The 18,828-nt window shown below is 64.5% G+C and carries 11 protein-coding genes; 2 read left to right on the top strand and 9 right to left on the bottom strand.

The genetic code is table 11. The features are described 5' to 3' along the window. Nucleotides 1-2 precede the first annotated feature (2 nt). The 5 genes from treZ to NLM33_RS19865 are packed head-to-tail and all read right to left on the bottom strand — an operon-like array spanning nt 3 to nt 11,218. On the bottom strand, nt 3-1,757 hold the full coding sequence (gene treZ / locus NLM33_RS19885; RefSeq protein WP_254097864.1) for a malto-oligosyltrehalose trehalohydrolase: 1,755 nt from the start codon (nt 1,755-1,757) through the stop codon (nt 3-5). Continuing rightward, nucleotides 1,754-3,829 (bottom strand): glycogen debranching protein GlgX, encoded by a 2,076-nt coding sequence (glgX, locus tag NLM33_RS19880; RefSeq protein ID WP_254097862.1) that lies wholly within the window; start codon nt 3,827-3,829, stop codon nt 1,754-1,756. The genes treZ and glgX overlap by 4 nt, the downstream gene beginning before the upstream one ends. Nucleotides 3,830-3,832: 3 nt before the next feature. Then, a complete protein-coding gene (glgB, locus tag NLM33_RS19875) occupies nt 3,833-5,980 on the bottom strand; it encodes a 1,4-alpha-glucan branching protein GlgB (protein WP_254097860.1) in 2,148 nt (715 codons plus the stop codon). Next, on the bottom strand, nt 5,973-9,266 hold the full coding sequence (treS, locus tag NLM33_RS19870) for a maltose alpha-D-glucosyltransferase (protein ID WP_254097858.1): 3,294 nt from the start codon (nt 9,264-9,266) through the stop codon (nt 5,973-5,975). The genes glgB and treS overlap by 8 nt, the downstream gene beginning before the upstream one ends. Before the next feature lie 11 nt (nt 9,267-9,277). Beyond that, the gene (locus tag NLM33_RS19865; RefSeq protein WP_254097856.1) at nt 9,278-11,218 is read right to left on the bottom strand and encodes a maltotransferase domain-containing protein; all 1,941 of its coding nucleotides are present in this window, start codon (nt 11,216-11,218) and stop codon (nt 9,278-9,280) included. A gap of 204 nt (nt 11,219-11,422) precedes the next feature. Between NLM33_RS19865 and malQ the strand changes: the two genes are divergently transcribed. Together malQ and NLM33_RS19855 are read left to right on the top strand one after the other, a co-directional pair. Next, a complete protein-coding gene (gene malQ / locus NLM33_RS19860) occupies nt 11,423-13,378 on the top strand; it encodes a 4-alpha-glucanotransferase (protein ID WP_254097854.1) in 1,956 nt (651 codons plus the stop codon). A gap of 37 nt (nt 13,379-13,415) precedes the next feature. Next, nucleotides 13,416-15,221, top strand: coding sequence for a glycoside hydrolase family 15 protein (locus tag NLM33_RS19855; RefSeq protein ID WP_254097852.1), 1,806 nt, complete (start codon nt 13,416-13,418; stop codon nt 15,219-15,221). Between the two features lie 5 nt (nt 15,222-15,226). Here the strand turns inward: NLM33_RS19855 and NLM33_RS19850 are convergent, their stop codons facing one another. From NLM33_RS19850 to zwf, 4 genes are read right to left on the bottom strand one after another with little or no spacing between them, the layout of a single operon-like run. After that, the gene (locus tag NLM33_RS19850) at nt 15,227-16,039 is read right to left on the bottom strand and encodes an HAD family hydrolase (RefSeq protein ID WP_254097850.1); all 813 of its coding nucleotides are present in this window, start codon (nt 16,037-16,039) and stop codon (nt 15,227-15,229) included. After that, a complete protein-coding gene (locus tag NLM33_RS19845) occupies nt 16,036-16,578 on the bottom strand; it encodes a gluconokinase (RefSeq protein ID WP_254097848.1) in 543 nt (180 codons plus the stop codon). Before NLM33_RS19845 ends, NLM33_RS19850 begins: the two co-directional genes overlap by 4 nt. Then, on the bottom strand, nt 16,565-17,314 hold the full coding sequence (gene pgl / locus NLM33_RS19840; RefSeq protein WP_254097846.1) for a 6-phosphogluconolactonase: 750 nt from the start codon (nt 17,312-17,314) through the stop codon (nt 16,565-16,567). Before pgl ends, NLM33_RS19845 begins: the two co-directional genes overlap by 14 nt. Continuing rightward, nucleotides 17,314-18,828: a glucose-6-phosphate dehydrogenase gene (gene zwf, locus NLM33_RS19835; RefSeq protein WP_254097844.1), complete on the bottom strand. Its 1,515-nt coding sequence runs from the start codon at nt 18,826-18,828 to the stop codon at nt 17,314-17,316. The genes pgl and zwf overlap by 1 nt, the downstream gene beginning before the upstream one ends.

Below are 18,828 nucleotides of genomic sequence, written 5' to 3'. Positions count from 1 at the left end.
GCTCACCTCGTAAGGCGCCAGACCACCGACCAGGGCGGAAGTCGATCGCCGGGCTCGCCGCCCCAGATCGGCGTGCCCGTGATTTGAGGTGATGCGATTTCGCGATCCGAAAGGTTGGCGGTCAGGCGCAGCGTCGCGCCGTCTCCCATCCGCCAATGCGCCGTCAAAAGCCCGCTCTCCGCGGCCTTGGCCTCGCCAAAGGCTGCGCCGGCAAGCCGTGGCATGATTTCGGTGCGGCGAATGCGCAGGAGCTCGCGGACCAGCGACAGCCGCGCGTCGTGCTCAGGGCTGCGCGAGTCCCAATCGAGCACGGCGGATTGCGGGGTTGCCGGATCGAGCGGGTCGGGCACCTCGTCGCCATACTTTGCATAGGCCCAGGCATATTCCTGGCGCCGTCCCTCGCGCACGGCATTGGCGAGATCGCCGTGGAAATCGCAGAAGAACGGGAACGGCTTGTTCGATCCCCACTCCTCGCCCATGAACAGCATCGGTACCATCGGCGCGAGCAGGGTCACGGCGAGCGCGGCCTCGATCGCCCGGGGGCTCGCAATGCTCTCCAACCGATCGCCAAACGGCCGGTTGCCGATCTGATCGTGGTTCTGCAGGAAGTTGACGAAAGTATCCGGCGGAAGCTGCCGGCTCGGCTCGCCCCGCGGCTTGTTGCCCCAGAACGCGGAGACCTCGCCCTGGTAGACGAAGCCCGACGCCAGCGCGCGGGCGAGATCGCCGCTCGGCGAGCGCTGATAGTCGCCATAATAGCCGGAGGACTCGCGCGTCAGCATCACGTGCCAGACGTGATGATAGTCGTCGTTCCACTGGCCGCGATATTTTCCGTTCGGCGGCTCTTCAGTGGGATCGAGCAGGCTCGCGCGATTGTCGCCATTCTCCAGCACGAGATGGATGTGCCGCCCGGTGGCCGCCGCAAGCTGGCCCGCGGCAATGCTGAGATCATGCAAAACCGACTGCTCGCCGGGGATCGCCATGATGTGGTTGGCGGCGTCCAGCCTCAGGCCATCGAAGCGGTAGTCGCTGAGCCAGTGGAGCGCATTCTCGACCGCGAAGGCGCGGACCTGCGGCACGCGATAATCGATTGCGCTGCCCCACGGCGTATGGGCATCGGTGAAGAAGTTCGGCGCGTAACGGCCGAGATAGTTTCCCTCGGGTCCGAAGTGGTTGTAGACGACGTCGAGAAAGACCATGAGGCCGCGCAGGTGCGCTTCGTCGATCAGCGCCTTCAAGTCTTCGGGCCGGCCATAGGCGCTGTCGGGCGCATACCACAGCACACCGTCATAGCCCCAGCCGCGCTTGCCGGCGAAGTCCGCCAGCGGCATCAATTCCAGCGCGGTGATCCCGGTCGCGACGAGATGATCGAGCTTGTCGATCATGGCGCGATAGCTGCCTTCCGTCGTGAAGGTGCCGACATGGGATTCCAGCAGCACCGTCTCATGCCACGGGCGCCCGCGCCAATCTCCGGCGCGCCACTCAAAACTGTCGTGATCGACCACCTCGCTCGGCCCGAAGACATCCTCAGGCTGGAAGGCCGAGGCCGGATCGGGCACGTCGAGCTCGTCGTCGATCCTGAACTGATAGCGGGCTCCCGCCGTCAGCCCGGCAATATCGGCCACGTGCCAGCCGTCCTCGCGGCGCCGCATCGCATGGCGCTTGTCGAGCACGAGGTCGACCCGCCTGGCGCCGGGCGCCCAGAGCCGGAACGACACGCCCTCCTTGCTTGCCTTGGCGCCGAAGGATGGCCTCATAGCGCGCCCGCGAAGGCGAGCACCGAGCGCGGCGGCGCCTTGCTGTCGGTGCCAGGCAGGAAATCGACCGTGTTCAGCTTGGCATCGGTCGTATTCAGGATCTGCTGCCAGCCCTTGTATTCGGCCATTTTGGGCAATTTGAATCCGATCTCTTCCGGTGCGGCGTTCAGGACAATAAAGATCGCGGACACGCCGGGTTCCAGCGGTCCGAGCACATAGGCGAGAAATCTGCCTTCCGGAAAATTCCAGTCGCTCTCCGTCATCTCTTCGGCCGCCGGCGTCAGCCACAGGACACCGTAGGAGCCGTTGGCGCGGCGGCCGTCGAGCCAGCTCTGGCTGCGGAGCTGCGAGAAGCGGCGGCGGATCTCGGCGAGCTGGTTCACGAACTCGACCATGTCCTCGCCGTCCTTGCCGAGATTGTCCCAGAGCACCCAGCCCACCTCATTGTCCTGGCAATAGGCATTGTTGTTGCCGGACTGGGTGTTTCCGATCTCGTCGCCGGCGAGCAGCAGCGGCGTGCCCTGGGCGAGCATGAGGCAGGCGAGCACGTTCTTGCGGAGCTGGCGGCGCAGCGACAGGATTTGCGGATCGTCGGTCGGGCCCTCGACACCGCAATTGTTGCTGTGGTTGTCGTTGGAGCCGTCGCGATTGTCCTCGCCATTGGCCTCATTGTGCTTCTGGTTGTAGCTGAAGAGGTCGGCCAGCGTAAAACCGTCATGCACGGTGATGTGGTTGATGCTGGCGCGCAGCTTGCGTCCGTCATGGTGGAACAGGTCGGATGACGCCGTCATGCGGCTCGAGACGTCGCCGATCAGGCTGCCTTCGCCGCTCCAGTAGCGGCGCATGGCGCTGCGATAGCGGTCGTTCCATTCCGACCATTGCGAGGGAAACGCGCCGACCTGATAGCCACCGAGGCCGAGGTCCCAGGGTTCGGCGACGAGCTTTACGCCCTGGAGCACCGGATCCTGGCGGACCGCGGTCAGGAACGAACTGCCGCGATCAAACCCGTTCGGTCCGCGCGCGAGCGTGGTGGCGAGATCGAACCGGAAGCCGTCGACATGGCAGACCTCGACCCAGTAGCGCAGCGAATCCGTCACCATCTGGAGCACGCGAGGATGGGTGAGGTTCACCGACGAGCCACAGCCGGTGAAGTCGTCGTAGTAGCGCGGGTTCTCGCGGTTCAGCCAGTAATAGGACGCGTTGTCGATGCCGCGGAAAGACAGCGTCGGGCCGAGATGGTTGCCTTCAGCGGTATGGTTATAGACAACGTCGAGCATCACCTCGATGCCGGCATCGTGCAGGCGCGCCACGGTAGTCCGGAAGGAATCCAGTGGATTGTCCTGTGCGTAGCGCGGCTCCGGTGCGAAGAAGGCGAGGGTGTTGTAGCCCCAGTAGTTGACGAGCTTCTTCTCCACCAACACGCGGTCGTCGATGAAGCCGTGGATCGGCAGCAGCTCGACGGTGGTCACGCCCAACCGTTTCAGATGCTCGATCATGGCGGGCGAGGACAGTCCGCCAAAGGTGCCGCGCAGGTTCGGCGGCACGTCGTCGCGCCTCTGCGTCAGCCCCTTGACGTGGGCCTCGTAGATGATCGTCTCGTCCCAGGGGATGTTCGGGCGGATTTCGCGCCGGCCCCAGTTGAAGGTCTCGTCGACGACCACGGCCTTGATCATGCCGCGTGCATTGTCACGCCGGTCGAAGGACAAATCCTCGCGCGGGCTGCCGGTGCGATAGGCGAAGTGCGCGTCGCTCCACACCAGCCGCCCGGCGAGCCGCTTGGCGTAGGGGTCGAGCAGCAGCTTGTTGGGATTGAAGCGGTGGCCGTGCTCGGGCTCGTAGGGGCCGTGCACGCGGTAGCCGTAGAGCTGGCCCGGCGAGACGTCGTTCAGATAGCCGTGCCAGACGTCCTCGGTGCGCTCGGGCAATTCGATGCGCTCGAGCTCGCGCCGGCCCTGGCTGTCGAACAGGCACAGCTCGACCTTCTGCGCGTTGGCGGAGAACAGCGCGAAGTTGGTGCCGCGTCCGTCCCAGCTTGCACCGAGGCGTGCGGGCGTTCCGGCGGTCAGTCGCATGGGTCAGCTTTCCGGAACGAGGAAGATCGCAGCCAGCGGCGGAATGGTCAGGCGCAGCTCCGGCGTCTTGCCGTCAACCGCCTGCACCTCTCCGACGTTCCCGACATTGCTGCCGCCATAATGAGCGGAGTCGGAATTGAGAACCTCGTGCCACTTGCCGGCAAACGGCACCCGGACGCGATAGTTGCGATAGACGTTCGGCGAGAAATTCACGATCACGAGACAGCGCGCACGGGCGTCAAATCCCTTGCGCAGCCAGGCGAACACATTGCGGTTGGCATCATCGGTGATCAGCCATTCGAAGCCGGCCTGATCGCAGTCCATCTGATGCAACGCAGGCACGGCGCGGTAAAGCCGGTTGAGGTCGCGGACCAGCGACTGGATGCCGGAATGGTTCTTGTGTTCGAGCAGATGCCAGTCGAGCGACTGGTCGTGATTCCATTCCTTGCCTTGCGCAAACTCGCCGCCCATGAACAGCAGCTTCTTGCCGGGATGGCCGAACATGAAGCTGTAATAGGCGCGCAAGTTCGCGAAGCGTTGCCACTCGTCGCCCGGCATGCGGCCGAGGATCGAGCGTTTGCCGTGCACGACCTCGTCGTGTGACAGCGGCAGGATGAAGTTTTCCGAGAAGGCGTAGTGCAGGCCGAACAGGATCTCGCCGTGATGGTGCTTGCGGTAGATCGGATCCTTGCTGATGTAGTTCAGCGTGTCGTGCATCCAGCCCATGTTCCATTTGTAGCCGAAGCCGAGGCCGCCAAATTCGACGGGCCGGGAAACCTGGGGCCAGGCGGTGGATTCTTCCGCTGCGGTCGTGGCCTGCGGAAAGCGCGCGAATACTTCCGTATTGAAGCGCCGCAAGAACGCGATCGCCTCGATGTTCTCGCGCCCGCCATACTGGTTCGGGATCCAGGCGCCCGCAGGGCGGCTGTAATCGAGATAGAGCATGGAGGCGACCGCGTCGACGCGCAGGCCGTCGATGGCGTAGCGCTCCAGCCAGAACAGCGCGTTCGACACCAGGAGGTTCGTCACTTCGGTGCGGCCGTAATTGTAGATCAGCGTGCCCCAGTCGAGATGGCGACCCTGTAAGGGGTTGGCATGCTCGTAGAGCGCGGTGCCGTCGAAATGGCCGAGGCCGTGCGGATCGTCGGGGAAATGTCCGGGCACCCAGTCGAGCAGCACGCCGATCCCCTCGCGATGGCAGGCGTCGACCAGCGCGGCGAAATCCTCCGGCGGGCCGAAGCGGCTGGTCGGCGCATAAAGGCCGGTCGGCTGGTAGCCCCATGAACCGTCAAAGGGATGCTCGCTGACGGGCAGGAACTCGAGATGGGTGAAGCCCATGTCGCGCGCATAGGCCGGAAGCTGCTCGGCGAGCTCGCGATAGGTCAGCCATTCGCCGTCGCCCTTGCGCCGCCAGGAGCCAAGATGCACCTCGTAGATCGACATGGGCGCCGAGAGCGCGTTGATGCCGTCGGGCGCCGGCCGCGGGCGCGGAAGGTGCAATTCATCGAACACGATCGACGCCGTCTTCGGCCGCACTTCGGCGGCAAACGCCAGAGGATCGGACTTCAGCGGCAGATTGTGGCCGTGCGGTCCGACCATATCGAACTTGTAGTGATCGCCCGCCTTTGCATGCGGGATGAACAGCTCCCAATAGCCGACGCCGCGCACACGCATCGGGTGACGCCGGGCGTCCCAGAAATTGAAGTCGCCGACCACGCTGACCCGCCGCGCATTGGGTGCCAGCACGACGAAGCCGACACCGTCGACGCCGTCGAGCGTCATGGGATGCGCGCCGAGCTTGTCATAGAGTCGCTGATGCGTGCCTTCGCCGAGCAGATAGAGATCGAAATCGGTCAGGATCGGCGGAAAGCGATAGGGATCTTCGAGCTCGACGACATTGCCGCCGAACGTCGCGCGCAACTGGTAGCGCTTGGCGCCATTGGGCAGCGCGCCCGTGAACAGGCCGGACTCGTGGATGCGGTCGAGTTTCGCCACCTCGCCATGCTCGCCGACCGCCTCGACATCGGAGGCCTCGGGCAGGAAGGCGCGCACCACGCTTTTGTCGCCTTCGGGATGGAGCCCCAGATAGTGGAAGGGATCGGAGTGGCGGCCCTCGATGATCGCATAGGCCTCGGCAGACAATTTAGGCATGTGCTTCGCTCTCCGCATTGGACAGAATGCGAAGCAGCCCGGTCAGCGGCGCATTGAGCGCCTCCGGCCGGTGGGACAGTTCGTACTCCACCTCATCGAACGCTGTATCAAGCAGGAAAAATCTTAACAGGCCGTCCGCCGAATGCGGATCATTTGTCCGCAGGCGCCGGTCGGTCATGGCCTCGCGATAGGCGGTGAGGAACGTCGCCGTGGCGCGCTCGCGCCATTCGCCGAGCGCGGTCGCGCGCCGTCCCTGTTCGTCCGGCGCGCCCTTGAGTGCACGGTCGAGCGCCGCGGTCACGGCAAGGTCGATCGAGCAGACGAGGCTAGCGACGTCGCGCGCCGCGGGTGCCTTGCGCCGCCGCTCGGCCAGCGGGAGGTGGGGATTGCCATCGAAATCAATGATGAAGACGTCGTCCTTCACGATCAGAATCTGCCCCAGGCGGAAGTCGCCATGATGACGGATGTTCAACCCGCCGATGTCGGATGGCAATAGCCTCGTGAGCAGGTCGGAAAGGGCCGAGCGCCGCTCCAGGAGCTGGTCGACCAGCGGGCGATCGGTCTCCCGCAAGCCGTTGCGGCTTTGGGCCAGCGTTTCAAACGTACGTTCGGCGCGCTGCAGGAGATCCGTGGTCCAGCGCGCGACGTCTACGGGGGTGACAGGTTCGGGCGCGAGATCGGCGCCCTCGGCCCTGGCGAGCGCGATATGCAGCTCAGCCAGCCGCCGGCCGGTCTGGGCGAGATAATGCAGATAGGGCACCTGGTCCTGGTTCTCGCGCGGGGCTTCGCTTGCGGCGAGCAGACGCTGCTCGTCGATGTAGCGGTCGAGATAGCCAGAGGTCACCGCCCAGCCGTCGCCCTGGTTCGCGACATAGGCATGCACGACGCCGACGGCGCTCCGCCCGCCATCCTCCACCAGCTCGGCGCTGCCAAGCAGCGCGGGCGTGTTGGCGAACTGGGCGACCTCGGTGAGGTAGTGGCCGAGCTCGATCTCGGGGTTGGTGCCGGTTTCGAGCAGGCGATAGATCTTGGTGACATACTGATTGTCGACCAGGGCGGTGCTGTTGGCCTGCTCGATGGCGCGGATCTGCTCCGGCTGCTTGACGGTGCTCGCACCGAAGCGGCTGGTCGGCTTGAACTCCAGGCGCAGATTGTTTTCCTCGACGACCAGGGACTGGCTGAGATTGCGCAGGAACAGGCCGATGAAGATCGGGTCGGTCGCGACGTCGAGCAGCGTTCCCTCGCGCGCGCCCTGGCGTACCGCGGCCAGCGCCCTTGGGTTGAAGCGTTCGCGGTCGAAGCGAACCCATTCGATCTGCATCGGCATCACATAGCGCGACGTGACGCCGCGCTGCGTCGCCTCGAAGAATGCGAGCCAAGGCCGGTTGTCGCCGATGTCGCAGAACGGGACCGCAGAAGTCAGGGTCGGCCGGATCTGCTTGGGACTGCGCTCCGGATACCAGCGGGTCCGCGACAAAAATCCCGGCAGCACGTCGCGTTCGAAGACGCCGCGCTCGCGCGCAAGCGAGACCCAGGTCGAGTTGACCGGCACCACCAGCGTCTCGAATTCGGGCACCGCGCGCGGCGTCACCGGCTCGGACTTGTCGCGCTCGCGGAGCTGGAACCAATAGTAGCCGTAGGGCCCCAGCGTGATCATGTAAGGGAACTCGCCGATCGCGGGGAAGCGCGTGCGGCCGAGCATCTCCTGCGGGATCCTGTCCTTCCACGGCGACAGATCGAGCTCGGTCGCCTGTGCTGCGCGCGAGAGGTTGGCGATGCACAGGATGACCTCATCGTGATATTGCCGGACATAGGCCAGCACGGAACGGTTGGCCGGGCGGATGAAGGTCATGGTGCCGCGGCCGAAGGCAAGCGTCGACTTGCGCACCGAGATCAGGCGCTTGGTGGCGCTGAGCAGCGAGGACAGGCTGCGCGACTGCGCCTCCACATTGACGGCCTCATAGCCATAGACGGGGTCCATGATCAACGGCGCGTAGAGGCGGGCCGGGTCGCAGCGCGAGAAGCCGCCATTGCGGTCCGGACTCCACTGCATCGGCGTGCGCACGCCGTTGCGGTCACCGAGATAGATGTTGTCGCCCATGCCGATCTCGTCGCCGTAGTAGATGATCGGCGTGCCCGGGAACGACAGCAGGAGCGAGTTCATCAGCTCGATCTTGCGTCGGTCGTTGTCCATCAGCGGCGCAAGCCGTCGGCGAATGCCGAGATTGATCCGCGCCCGCGGATCGTTGGCATAGGTCGACCAGAGATAGTCGCGCTCGACGTCGGTGACCATCTCCAGCGTCAGTTCGTCATGGTTGCGCAGGAACAACGCCCATTGGCAGCTCTGCGGAATGTCCGGCGTCTGGCGCAGGATGTCGGTGATCGGAAAGCGGTCCTCCTGCGCGATCGCCATGTAGATGCGCGGCATCAGCGGGAAATGATAGGCCATGTGGCATTCGTCGCCGCGGCCGAAATATTCCTGCACGTCCTCCGGCCATTGATTGGCCTCGGCCAGCAGCAGCTTGCCCTTGGAGTAGGCGTCGAGCTCCTGGCGCAGCCGCTTGATGATGGCATGCGTCTCGGGAAGATTCTCGTTCGAGGTGCCCTCGCGCTCGCAGAGATAAGGGATTGCATCCAACCGGAATCCGTCGACGCCGGCATCGAGCCAGCGCTTCATCACCTGGATGATGGCGCTGACCACCCGGGGATTGTCGAAATTGAGATCGGGCTGGTGCGAGAAGAAACGGTGCCAGTAGAACGCGCCGGCCTCCGGATCCCAGGTCCAGTTCGACTTCTCCGTGTCGGTGAAGATGATCCGCGTGCCCTGATATTTCTGGTCGGTGTCGCTCCAGACATACCAGTTGCGGGCGCTCGAGCCCGCCGGGCTCCGTCGCGCGCGCTTGAACCATCTGTGCTGGTCGGAGGTGTGGTTGACGACGAGCTCCGTGATCACCCGCAAGCCGCGCCGCTGTGCCTCCTGGATGAAGCGCTTGAAATCCTTCATCGTCCCGAAATCGGGATTGACCGAGCCGTAATCGGCGATGTCGTAGCCATCGTCGCGGCCGGGCGAGGGATAGAACGGCAACAGCCACAGCGTGGTGACGCCGAGATCCTGCAAGTATGGCAGTTTTTCGGTCAGCCCGGCGAAGTCGCCGATGCCGTCATGGTTGCTGTCGGCAAACGCCTTGACGTGGAGCTGGTAGACGATCGCGTCCTTGTACCAGAGCTCGTCCACGACCTCGGCAGCTTCGACCCTCTTCTCGTCAACTGAGGAAAGAACGTTCATGCCGCGGATCCTCACGCCAGGCAGCGGAACGAGAGCGCCGGATCGCGATATGGATCGATGCGCAGCCGGATTCCGCCCCATTCGATTGCGGACTGCTCGCCGGTGAGAAGGTTCTCAACGCGTGCGATGTGGCGACGTTCCCCGTTCACGCTGGTCGTGACGTCGCCAAGCGGGAGCCAGACCTCGCGCGCGCTGGACGACAGAGCGATCGCGACGAGGACGGTGTTGGTTCGGTCGATCGACTCCTTGACGAAGGCGATCACGTCGCCATCGTCGGTGCCGAGAAAGCGCAAATTCGACGTCTGTTGCAGCGCCTTGTTGTCGCGGCGGATGCGATTGAGCTCGGCAATGTAGGGCTTGATGTTGCCGGGCCGGTCCCAGTCGCGAACCCTGATCTCGTATTTTTCGGAATCGAGATATTCCTCGCGACCGGGAACGGCCTGGTGCTCGAGCAGCTCGAAGCCGCTATAGATGCCGTAAGTGGCCGACAACATGGCTGCCAGCGCGACGCGCGACTTGAACATCCAGGGCTCGCCGCTCTGGAGATGATACGGCAAGACGTCAGGCGTGTTGACGAACAGGTTGGGGCGAAGGAAGTCGCGCTCGGGATAGCCGGTCATTTCAGCCAAATATTGCTCCAGCTCCCATTTTTGCGTTCGCCACGGAAAATAGCTGAAGGACTGGGCGAAGCCGAGCCTGGCGAGGCCCTTCATCAGCTTCGGCCGGGTGTAGGTCTTGGAGAACAGGATTACCTCGGGATGTCGGCGGCGAATGTCGCGGATCAACCACTCCCAGAAGCTGAAGGGCGCGGTGTCGTGATTGTCGATCGCGAAGATGGTCACACCATGGTCGATCCAGAAAAGCATGACGTCGCGGAAGGCGTTCCACAATTCGCTTCGGGTCACGCAGCCAAAATCGGGAGTGACTATGTCCTGATAGTCCGCCGTCCGCATCGAGCCGTCCGGCCGCCACTTGAACCATTCCGGATGCAGCGTCAGCCAGGGATGATCCGGCGAACACTGAGCCGCGAAATCGAGCGCGAGCTCGACGCCGTATTCCAGGCAGGTCGCAACCAGCGCACGGAAATCCTCGATGGTGCCGAGCTCCGGGTGCAACGTATCGTGACCGCCCTCGGACGCGCCAACGGCATAGGGACAGCCGGGATCGCCTGCGGCGGCGACCGGCGAATTGTTGCGGCCCTTGCGGCGGGTGCGGCCGATCGGATGGATCGGCGTGAAGTAGAGTACGTCGAAACCCATCGCGGCGATGTCGGGGACACGCGCGATGCAATCCCTGAGCGTGCCGTGCTGGCCCGCGACCTTGCCCTGGCTGCGCGGCATCATCTGGTACCACGTGCTGAAGCGTGCCTCGTCGCGATCGGCGACCAGCGGGAAGAGGGGCGAGCGGGTGAGGTCGGGCCGCGACTGGCTGTCGGCCATGGCGTCCCTCAGCTCATCCGCCATCAGCGGGGTGACCTCGCCGGATTGCAGGAAATCCTCGCATTGCCGCAGGATGATCGCGGCGGCGTCATCGTCCGCGCCATGGGCTCTGGTCAGGAGGGCGGCGCCCTCGATCGCATCGAGCGTGACATCGGCTCCGGATCGCTGCCTGATCGCGAGCCCGTGACGCCAGGTCGCGAATTCGTCGGTCCATGCCTCGATGGCGTAGACATATTGGCCCGGCCCGGGCGGAGTGAACGCGCCGACCCAGCGGTCATGGCCATGATGGAGCATCGGCGTGCGCTGCCATTCCCGATCCTGCTCGCGGCGCCAGAGCAGCGCGGCGCTGACCGCGTGGTGGCCGTCGCGGTAGATGTCCGCCCAGACATCGACGCGCTCGCCCGCGACGCGTTTGACGGGAAAGCGGCCGCCATCGACCAGCGGATAGACGTCTTCAATAAGGAAAGCGCCACCGGCTGCGACACTCTCGACAGTTTGAATTGTCTTGTTCACGGTGATGCCATTGACAACAAAGCAGCGTCTCGTGTCCCTTGTCGGGAACCGACGCTTAGTACCTATATAGAAAGCCTCTTGTGTGTCATTAGTTCCAGCCAGGAACGATCGCCGCGCTCAGCGCGTTAATCCCGACTATCTTCTTCCTCCGCCTAACAAAAATGGATGCCGCCCGCTCTTGGTGGCCTGCAAACTGCGTGCCGAATGGATCTTTTAGCTGAAGCCAGAACCAAGGGCGTCCAGTCCGAATTCGTCGATGCCCTGGGCAAGCTGCGGGTCACCGCGCCCGATGCCCTGACGTCGATCCTCAATGCCCTGCCGGAAAAGCGCGCCTACCGTTTCGTCAGCGGTGCTGTCCTGGTCCGCACCGGCCGGCAGCCACGCACCGACCTCACCGAGGCCGCCAAACTTCCGCTGCATTGGTCGGTCGTCAACGGAACCGTGACGGTCGCGCAGGGCGAGGCGCGCGAGCGCATCATTGTCTGGCCCGATAATCTGCCGTCTGGCTACCACCGGCTGAAGCTCGTCGATGCGTCCGGGGCGGCGGAAGAGGCGCCGCTGATCGTGGCGCCCGAGCGCGCTTTCACCGGCGAGTTCGACCGCGGCTGGCTGCTTGCGGTGCAGCTCTACAGCGTCCGCTCCGCGCGCAATTGGGGGATCGGCGATTTCACAGACCTTGCCGATCTCGTTGCGCTTGCCAAGGAGCTCGGCGCAGATGGCGTCGGCCTCAACCCACTGCACGCGCTGTTCGACGACCGGCCGTCCGACTGCAGCCCCTATTCGCCGAACAGCCGGCTGTTCCTCAACCCACTCTACATCGACGTCGACAAGATTCCGGAGTTTTCGTTCGATCTGCTGCCGGATGTGCGCGCAATGGCGGCATCCTTGCGCGAAGGCGACCGCGTGCGATACCGCGAGGCAGGGCCGCTGAAATGGCGCGGCCTGCGCGCCGCGTTCGATGCGTTCAAGACCAAGGCGGGCCCTGGCCGCCGACAGGCGTTCGACGCCTTCCGCCTCGAGCGGGGTCCTCTGTTGACGCGCTTTGCCTGTTTCGAGGTGCTGCGCCATCGCTTCCCGGGACGACCGTGGTGGGAATGGCCGTCGGAGTGGCAGCGGCCTGACGAGACCAAATGCGCGGAGCTGCGCGCAGGCCCCGATCACGACGAGGTCGAGTTCGTCGAGTTCGTGCAATGGACGGCCGATTGGCAGTTGGCTGCGGCCAAGGAGCTCGCAGGCCGGCTCGGCATGAAGGTCGGGCTCTATCTCGATGTCGCTGTCGGCGTGCAGTCGGACGGGTTCGACGCCTGGAACGAGCAGGGCGCGATCTCCCGCCATCTCGCGGTCGGCGCACCGCCCGATGTGCTGAACACGGTGGGCCAGGATTGGGGCCTCGCCGGCTTCAATGCCGGCGGTCTGGAAGCGCAGTCGTTCGTGCCGTTCGCTGACATGCTGGCCGCCTCGATGCGCCATGCCGGCGCGATCAGGCTCGATCACGTGCTCGGGCTGAAACGGCTCTACCTCGTGCCGCGCGGTTTCAAGCCGGACAACGGCGCCTACGTGCAGATGCCGTTCGAGGCGCTGCTGGCGGCAGTCGCGCGTGAAAGCGCCGCCCACAAATGCATCGTGATCGGCGAGGATCTCGGCACCGTGCCGGAAGGTTTTCGCGAGACCATGCAGGACTGGGGCATCTGGTCCTATCTCGTGATGATGTTCGAACGCGATGACGCCGGGCGTTTCCGCAATCTCGATCATTACCGGTCCAACGCGCTGGTCACGTTGAACACGCATGATCTGTGTACCTATGCCGGCTGGCGTTCGTTCAGCGATCTCAAGATGAAGCTCTCGCTCGGGCTCGACCCCGGCGAGAACGAGGAGGCGCGCTGGCACGCCCTCGGCATGCTCGACGAGATCCTGCGCTTCAACGCCATTCAGGCCAACGATCTCTATTCGGTGCTGGCCTTCCTGTCCCGGACGCCGTCCCGCCTTCTCGCGGTATCGCTCGAGGATCTCCTGGGCGTGGTCGACCAGCCGAACATCCCCGGCACGATCGACGAGCACCCCAACTGGCGCCAGCGGCTGCCGGTCGCGCTTGACAAGATCGCGTCGAGCATCGATCGCGGCGCGCTGAAAACAGCAACGCGGGAGCGGTCGCACCGTTAGAGTTCAGCCACGACAATTTCAGGTGGGTCACACGGAATTGTCACAGAAGATCGAAGATTACGCGCTGATCGGCGATTGCGAGACCGCGGCCCTCGTCGGCCGCGACGGCTCGATCGACTGGCTGTGCTGGCCGGCCTTCGATTCCGACGCCTGCTTTGCCGCGATCCTCGGCACCAGAAGGAACGGCCGCTGGCAGATTGCGCCGAGCGAAGCCGTCACGGCTTGCTCCCGCCGTTATCTCGGCGACACGCTGATCCTTGAGACCCGTTTCGAGACGGCCGGCGGCTCCGTCGCCTTGATCGACTTCATGCCGCCGCGCGGCAAGGCATCCGACATCGTGCGGCTGGTGCGCGGCCTGAAAGGCCGCGTCAAGCTCAGGATGGAGCTCGTCATCCGATTCGGCTTCGGGGTCGATATCCCCTGGGTCAGGCGGACCGAGGATCGCTCCGCCGTGCTTGCGATCTGCGGCCAGGACATGACGGTGCTCCGCACGCCCGTCGAGACGCGCGGCGAGGATCTCACCACCGTCGCCGAATTCGAGGTGGCCGGGGGCGAGACCATCCCCTTCGTGCTGACCTATGGCCCGTCGCATCTCGATCCGCCCGAGGCAATTGATCCTGAGCGCGCATTCGCGGAGACGGAAGCTTTCTGGAAGGACTGGTGCAGCCGCTCGAATCGCGACGGCGAATATCACGATCTCATCATGCGCTCGCTGATCACGCTGAAGGCGCTGACCTTTGACCCGACCGGCGGCATCGTCGCGGCACCGACCACGTCGCTGCCGGAAAAGCTCGGCGGGATGCGCAACTGGGATTACCGATTCTGCTGGCTGCGCGATGCCACCTTCACGCTGCTGGCGTTGATGAACTCCGGCTATACCGAGGAGGCATCCGCCTGGCATAGCTGGCTGTTGCGCGCGGCCGCCGGTTCACCGGCGAACATGCAGATCATGTACGGCATCTGGGGCCAGCGGCGGCTGCTCGAATGGGAGGCCGAATGGCTCGACGGCTATGAGGGGGCGAAGCCGGTTCGCGTCGGCAATGCCGCCCACGCGCAATTGCAGCTCGACGTCTATGGCGAGCTGATCGATGCGTTCCACCAGTCGCGCATGGCGAAACTGAAGCTCGACGACGAAAGCTGGGCGCTGGAATGCGCCGTGCTCCAGCACTTGGCCGAGGTCTGGGATCATCCCGACCACGGCATCTGGGAGCTCCGCGGCAAGCCTAAGCACTACGTCTTCTCGAAGGTGATGACCTGGGTTGCCTTCGACCGCGGCATCAAGAGCGCCGAGACCTTCGGCTTCAAGGCGCCGCTGCTGCACTGGCGCACCTTGCGCGACGCCATCCACCGCGACGTCTGTCAGAGAGGCTTCGATACCGAGGCGAACGCTTTCGTCGAATCCTACGGCTCGAAGGTTCTCGACGCCAGCGTGCTGTTGCTGCCGGCGGTCGGCTTCCTTCCGGCAAAGGATGCGCGGGTGCGCGGCACCATCACGGCGGTCGAACAGCACCTGATGCGCGACGGATTCGTGCTGCGGCATGATCCCCGCGAAGTGTCCGAGGAGACACCGCCGATCGAAGGGGCGTTCCTTGCCTGCAGCCTGTGGCTTGCGGATGCTCATGTGCTCGTTGGCGACCTCGACAAGGCGCAGGCGCTGTTCGACCGGGTGGTCGGCATCGCCAATGACGTCGGGCTCCTGGCCGAGGAATACGACTCTCTGGCGCGACGCCAGACCGGCAACTTTCCGCAGGCTCTGACCCATATCGCGCTGATCAACACCGCGCACAATCTGTCAGCCGCACGGCAGGAAAGCGAGAAGCCGGCGGTTCAGCGATCACAGTAACGACCTCAGCCGAGTCCGTTCCGCTTCAGGATCATCTCCATCGCCTCGGCGAACCCGTCCTGTTCGTTGGTCGCGGTGACAAGCGTCGCCTGCTGCTTGACATCGTCGGTGGCATTACCCATGGCGATCGAGAGGCCGCTGACGCGGAACATCGCGAGATCGTTCTGCATGTCGCCGATGGTCGCGACTGCATCGGTCGCAATGCCGAGGCGCCGCGCCATCGCCTGCACGAAGGTGCCCTTGTTGAAGCCGGGCGGTGTGATGTCGAGATAGTAGGTCTGCGAACGCACGGCGGTCGCTTGCGCACCAAACGCCTCCTGCATCACCTTCTCGCAACGTTCCAGCCCGGCGGCATCCGCGCTCGCGCCGACGATCTTGCAGGCGCTCGCGAGGTACGGCGTAAAGTCCGGCACGATGGTCGGATCGGCGCGGATCGTGTGCTGCTCATGCGCGACATAGTTGCCGTCGGGATTGTCTATGAGCCATTTGTCGTTGGTGAAGACCCAGATGTCGGCGCCGAACTCCCTGAGGATCTGCAGGGAACGCGCGGCCGCGGTCGCGGGAATGAGATGCTGCTCAACCGGGTTCATCTGCGGATCGGTGATCGAGGAGCCATTGAACGGGCCGACCGGCAGTGCGATCGATAGTGGCTCGATCAGGAAGCGCATGCCGATTGCGGGGCGGCTCGAGGTGATGGTGAAGCCGATGCCGGCCGCGTGCAGCCGCTGCACCGAAGCCCTGGCGCGGTCGGTCAGCGTCTTGCTCTTGGTCAGCAGCGTGCCGTCGACGTCGGAGACCACGAGTGAGATGGGCGTCATGACATGGCCTTGTGCTTCTCGCCGTCGAATTTCAATTGCCGCAGGACGCCATCCACGATCGCCTCGATGGTCTCGTCGATCGAGACGGTGATCACGTGTTCGCTCGCTTCCGGCGGCTCCAACGTTTTGAACTGGCTGGTCAGCAGCTCGGGCGGCATGAAGTGGCCCTTGCGGTGGGCGAGCCGGTCGGCGATCAGCTCCTGGTTGCCCTTCAGGAAGACGAAACGGACGTCGTCGCGACCGCGCAAAAGCACGTCGCGATAGGTGTGCTTCAGCGCCGAGCAGGCGATGATGACATGGCCGTCCGCCTCACAGGTTCGCTCGATCTCGTCGGCGATGGCGTTGAGCCATGGCCACCGGTCCTCGTCGGTCAGCGGATGGCCGGCTGCCATCTTTGCCACGTTGCTGGCGGGATGAAAGCTGTCGCCGTCCTTGAAACGCCAGCCGAGGCGCTTGCCGAGCGCCTCCGCGACCGTGCTCTTGCCCGAGCCCGAGACGCCCATCACGATCAATGCGCAGGGTAGTTCAGCGCCCGCCACGAAAATCCTCCGGAAGCGCGGCCTTATCGACCAACCAGACGGTCTCGCCGTTCGAGCGCGCGCGTGCTGCGGGCAGATTCTCGTTATTGAGCAGGCGCGTCAAGACCGGCCGCTTGCCGGCGCCTTCGATTTCAAACAGCATTTCGCGGCAGGAGGCGAGCACAGGCAATGTCAGGGTCACCCGCGGCACGAAGGGGGCGACATTGGCCTTGGGCACGCCGACCACCCAGCGGTCGGTGTCCTCGAGCGCGGGATAGCCGGGAAACAGCGATGCGGTGTGGCCATCGGGACCCGCGCCCATCAGGACGAGGTCGAACAGCGGCTTTGACGGGTCGAGCCGGTCGGCTCCATAGAACGATTGCAGCTCCCGCGCATAGGCGGCCGCGCTCTCGTCGGGCCCACCGGTCGTGGTTGGGATCGGATGGATGTTGCTGGGCGGTGCGTCGCGGTCGAGAAACGCGGCGCGCGCAACGTTCATATTGTTGAGGGGATCACTGTCCGGCACGAAGCGCTCGTCACCGATGAACCAGTGCACGCGCGGCCAGGGAATCCTGGTGCGGTAGGTCTCCGTGCCGAGCAGCTGATAGAGCTGCTTCGGGCTCGATCCGCCGGTGAGGCAGATCGCGATGCGGCCAGGACCAGCCGATATCCGCGCCATCACCCGTTCGGCCGCGCTACGCGCGAGCGCCTCGGCATCAGCGACGACGATCAGCCTGGGCTGGTCAGCAGGTGCCATCAGGTGAACTTCCGCCAGCTTCGCCCGTCGCGCCTGAGCAACTCGTCGGCGCCGAGCGGGCCGTCGCTTCCGGCGCGGTAGAGTTCGAGGCCACCGGCGCCCGCCTTCTTCCAGGCATCGAGCAGCGGCTGTACCGCCCGCCATCCCGCCTCGATGGCGTCGGCGCGCTGGAACAGGATGTTGTCGCCGATCATGCAGTCGTAGATCAGCGTCTCATAGCCGGTGCTGGGCTCGGCCTTGAAATAGTCTCCGTAGCGAAATTTCATCTCGACGCCGTCGATCGAGACGCTGGGGCCGGGCAGCTTGGCGTTGAACTGCAGCTCGATACTTTCGGTCGGGGCAATGCCGATGGTCAGGAAATTCTGCGACAGCCGATCGATCGGCGTGCCGCTGAACATCGCGAGCGGCGCCTGCTTGAACTTGATCGCCACTTCCGTGCGCTTGCTGGCGAGTGCCTTGCCGGTGCGCAGATAGAAAGGGACGCCGGCCCAGCGCCAATTGTCGATGGCGAGCTTCAGCGCGACAAAGGTCTCGGTGGTGCTGTCCGGATTGACCTCGGGAGTGCCGCGATAATCGGAAAGCTCCTCGCTGCCGACACGGCCTCCCACATATTGCGCACGGATCGAGTTCTTCAGTGCCTCGGCCTCGCTCTGCGGTTGGATTGCTGCCAGCACCTCGGCCTTCTCGTTACGCACCGCGCGCGCCTCAAAACGCGTTGGCGGCTCCATCGCGACCAGCGACAGGAGCTGGAACAGATGATTCGGCACCATGTCGCGGAGCGCGCCGGTGGCGTCGTAGAAGCCGCCGCGATGGCCGACGCCGAGTCGTTCCTCCACGGTGATCTGGATGTGATCGATATGGTTGCGATTCCAGATCGGCTCGAACATGCCGTTGGCAAAGCGCATCACCAGGATGTTCTGCACCGTCTCCTTGCCGAGATAGTGATCGATCCGATAGATCTGGTGCTCCTCCATGATCTTCAGAAGCTCGGCATTCAGGGCGCGGGCCGAGGCAAGGTCGGTGCCGAAGGGCTTTTCGACCACGAGCCGCCGCCAGGCGCCGTTATCCTCCTTCATCAAACCGGTGCGGCCGAGCTCGCGCGCGGTCGGCGCAAACGCCGCCGGCGGTGTCGCAAGATAGAACAACCGGTTGCCGCCGGTGCCGCGCGAGCATTCGAGTGCGTCCAGGTGCTCGCGCAGCGCATCGAAGGATGGCGGATCCTTTGGGTCAGCCTCGACGAAGGTGACGCATTGCAGGAGTTGCTGGGCGACGACGTCGTCCACCGGGCGGGTCGCATGCTCCCGAAGCCCTTGCATCAGGCTGTCGCGCAGCTCGTCATTCGACATGCCCTTGCGGGCGACGCCGACGACGCAGAATTTCTCCGGCAACAGGTTCTCGGCGGCGAGATTGTAGAGCGACGGGATCACCAGGCGATGGGTGAGGTCGCCGCTCGCGCCGAAGATGACGAAGGCGCAATTTTCAGGTTTGCGTTGGGGCTGCGGATCTTTTGTCAC

It is taken from the genome of Bradyrhizobium sp. CCGUVB1N3, from assembly GCF_024199925.1.
Classification (GTDB): domain Bacteria; phylum Pseudomonadota; class Alphaproteobacteria; order Rhizobiales; family Xanthobacteraceae; genus Bradyrhizobium.
The sequence above is the reverse complement of the archived record's forward strand: the minus strand, read 5'-3'. Positions and strand labels throughout refer to the sequence as shown.

Coding starts and splice junctions, on each gene's coding strand:
- treZ (WP_254097864.1), bottom strand. CDS start 1,757: ATGAGGCCATCCTTCGGCGCCAAGGCAAGCAAGGAGGGCGTGTCGTTC.
- glgX (WP_254097862.1), bottom strand. CDS start 3,829: ATGCGACTGACCGCCGGAACGCCCGCACGCCTCGGTGCAAGCTGGGAC.
- glgB (WP_254097860.1), bottom strand. CDS start 5,980: ATGCCTAAATTGTCTGCCGAGGCCTATGCGATCATCGAGGGCCGCCAC.
- treS (WP_254097858.1), bottom strand. CDS start 9,266: ATGAACGTTCTTTCCTCAGTTGACGAGAAGAGGGTCGAAGCTGCCGAG.
- malQ (WP_254097854.1), top strand. CDS start 11,423: ATGGATCTTTTAGCTGAAGCCAGAACCAAGGGCGTCCAGTCCGAATTC.
- NLM33_RS19850 (WP_254097850.1), bottom strand. CDS start 16,039: ATGACGCCCATCTCACTCGTGGTCTCCGACGTCGACGGCACGCTGCTG.
- pgl (WP_254097846.1), bottom strand. CDS start 17,314: ATGGCACCTGCTGACCAGCCCAGGCTGATCGTCGTCGCTGATGCCGAG.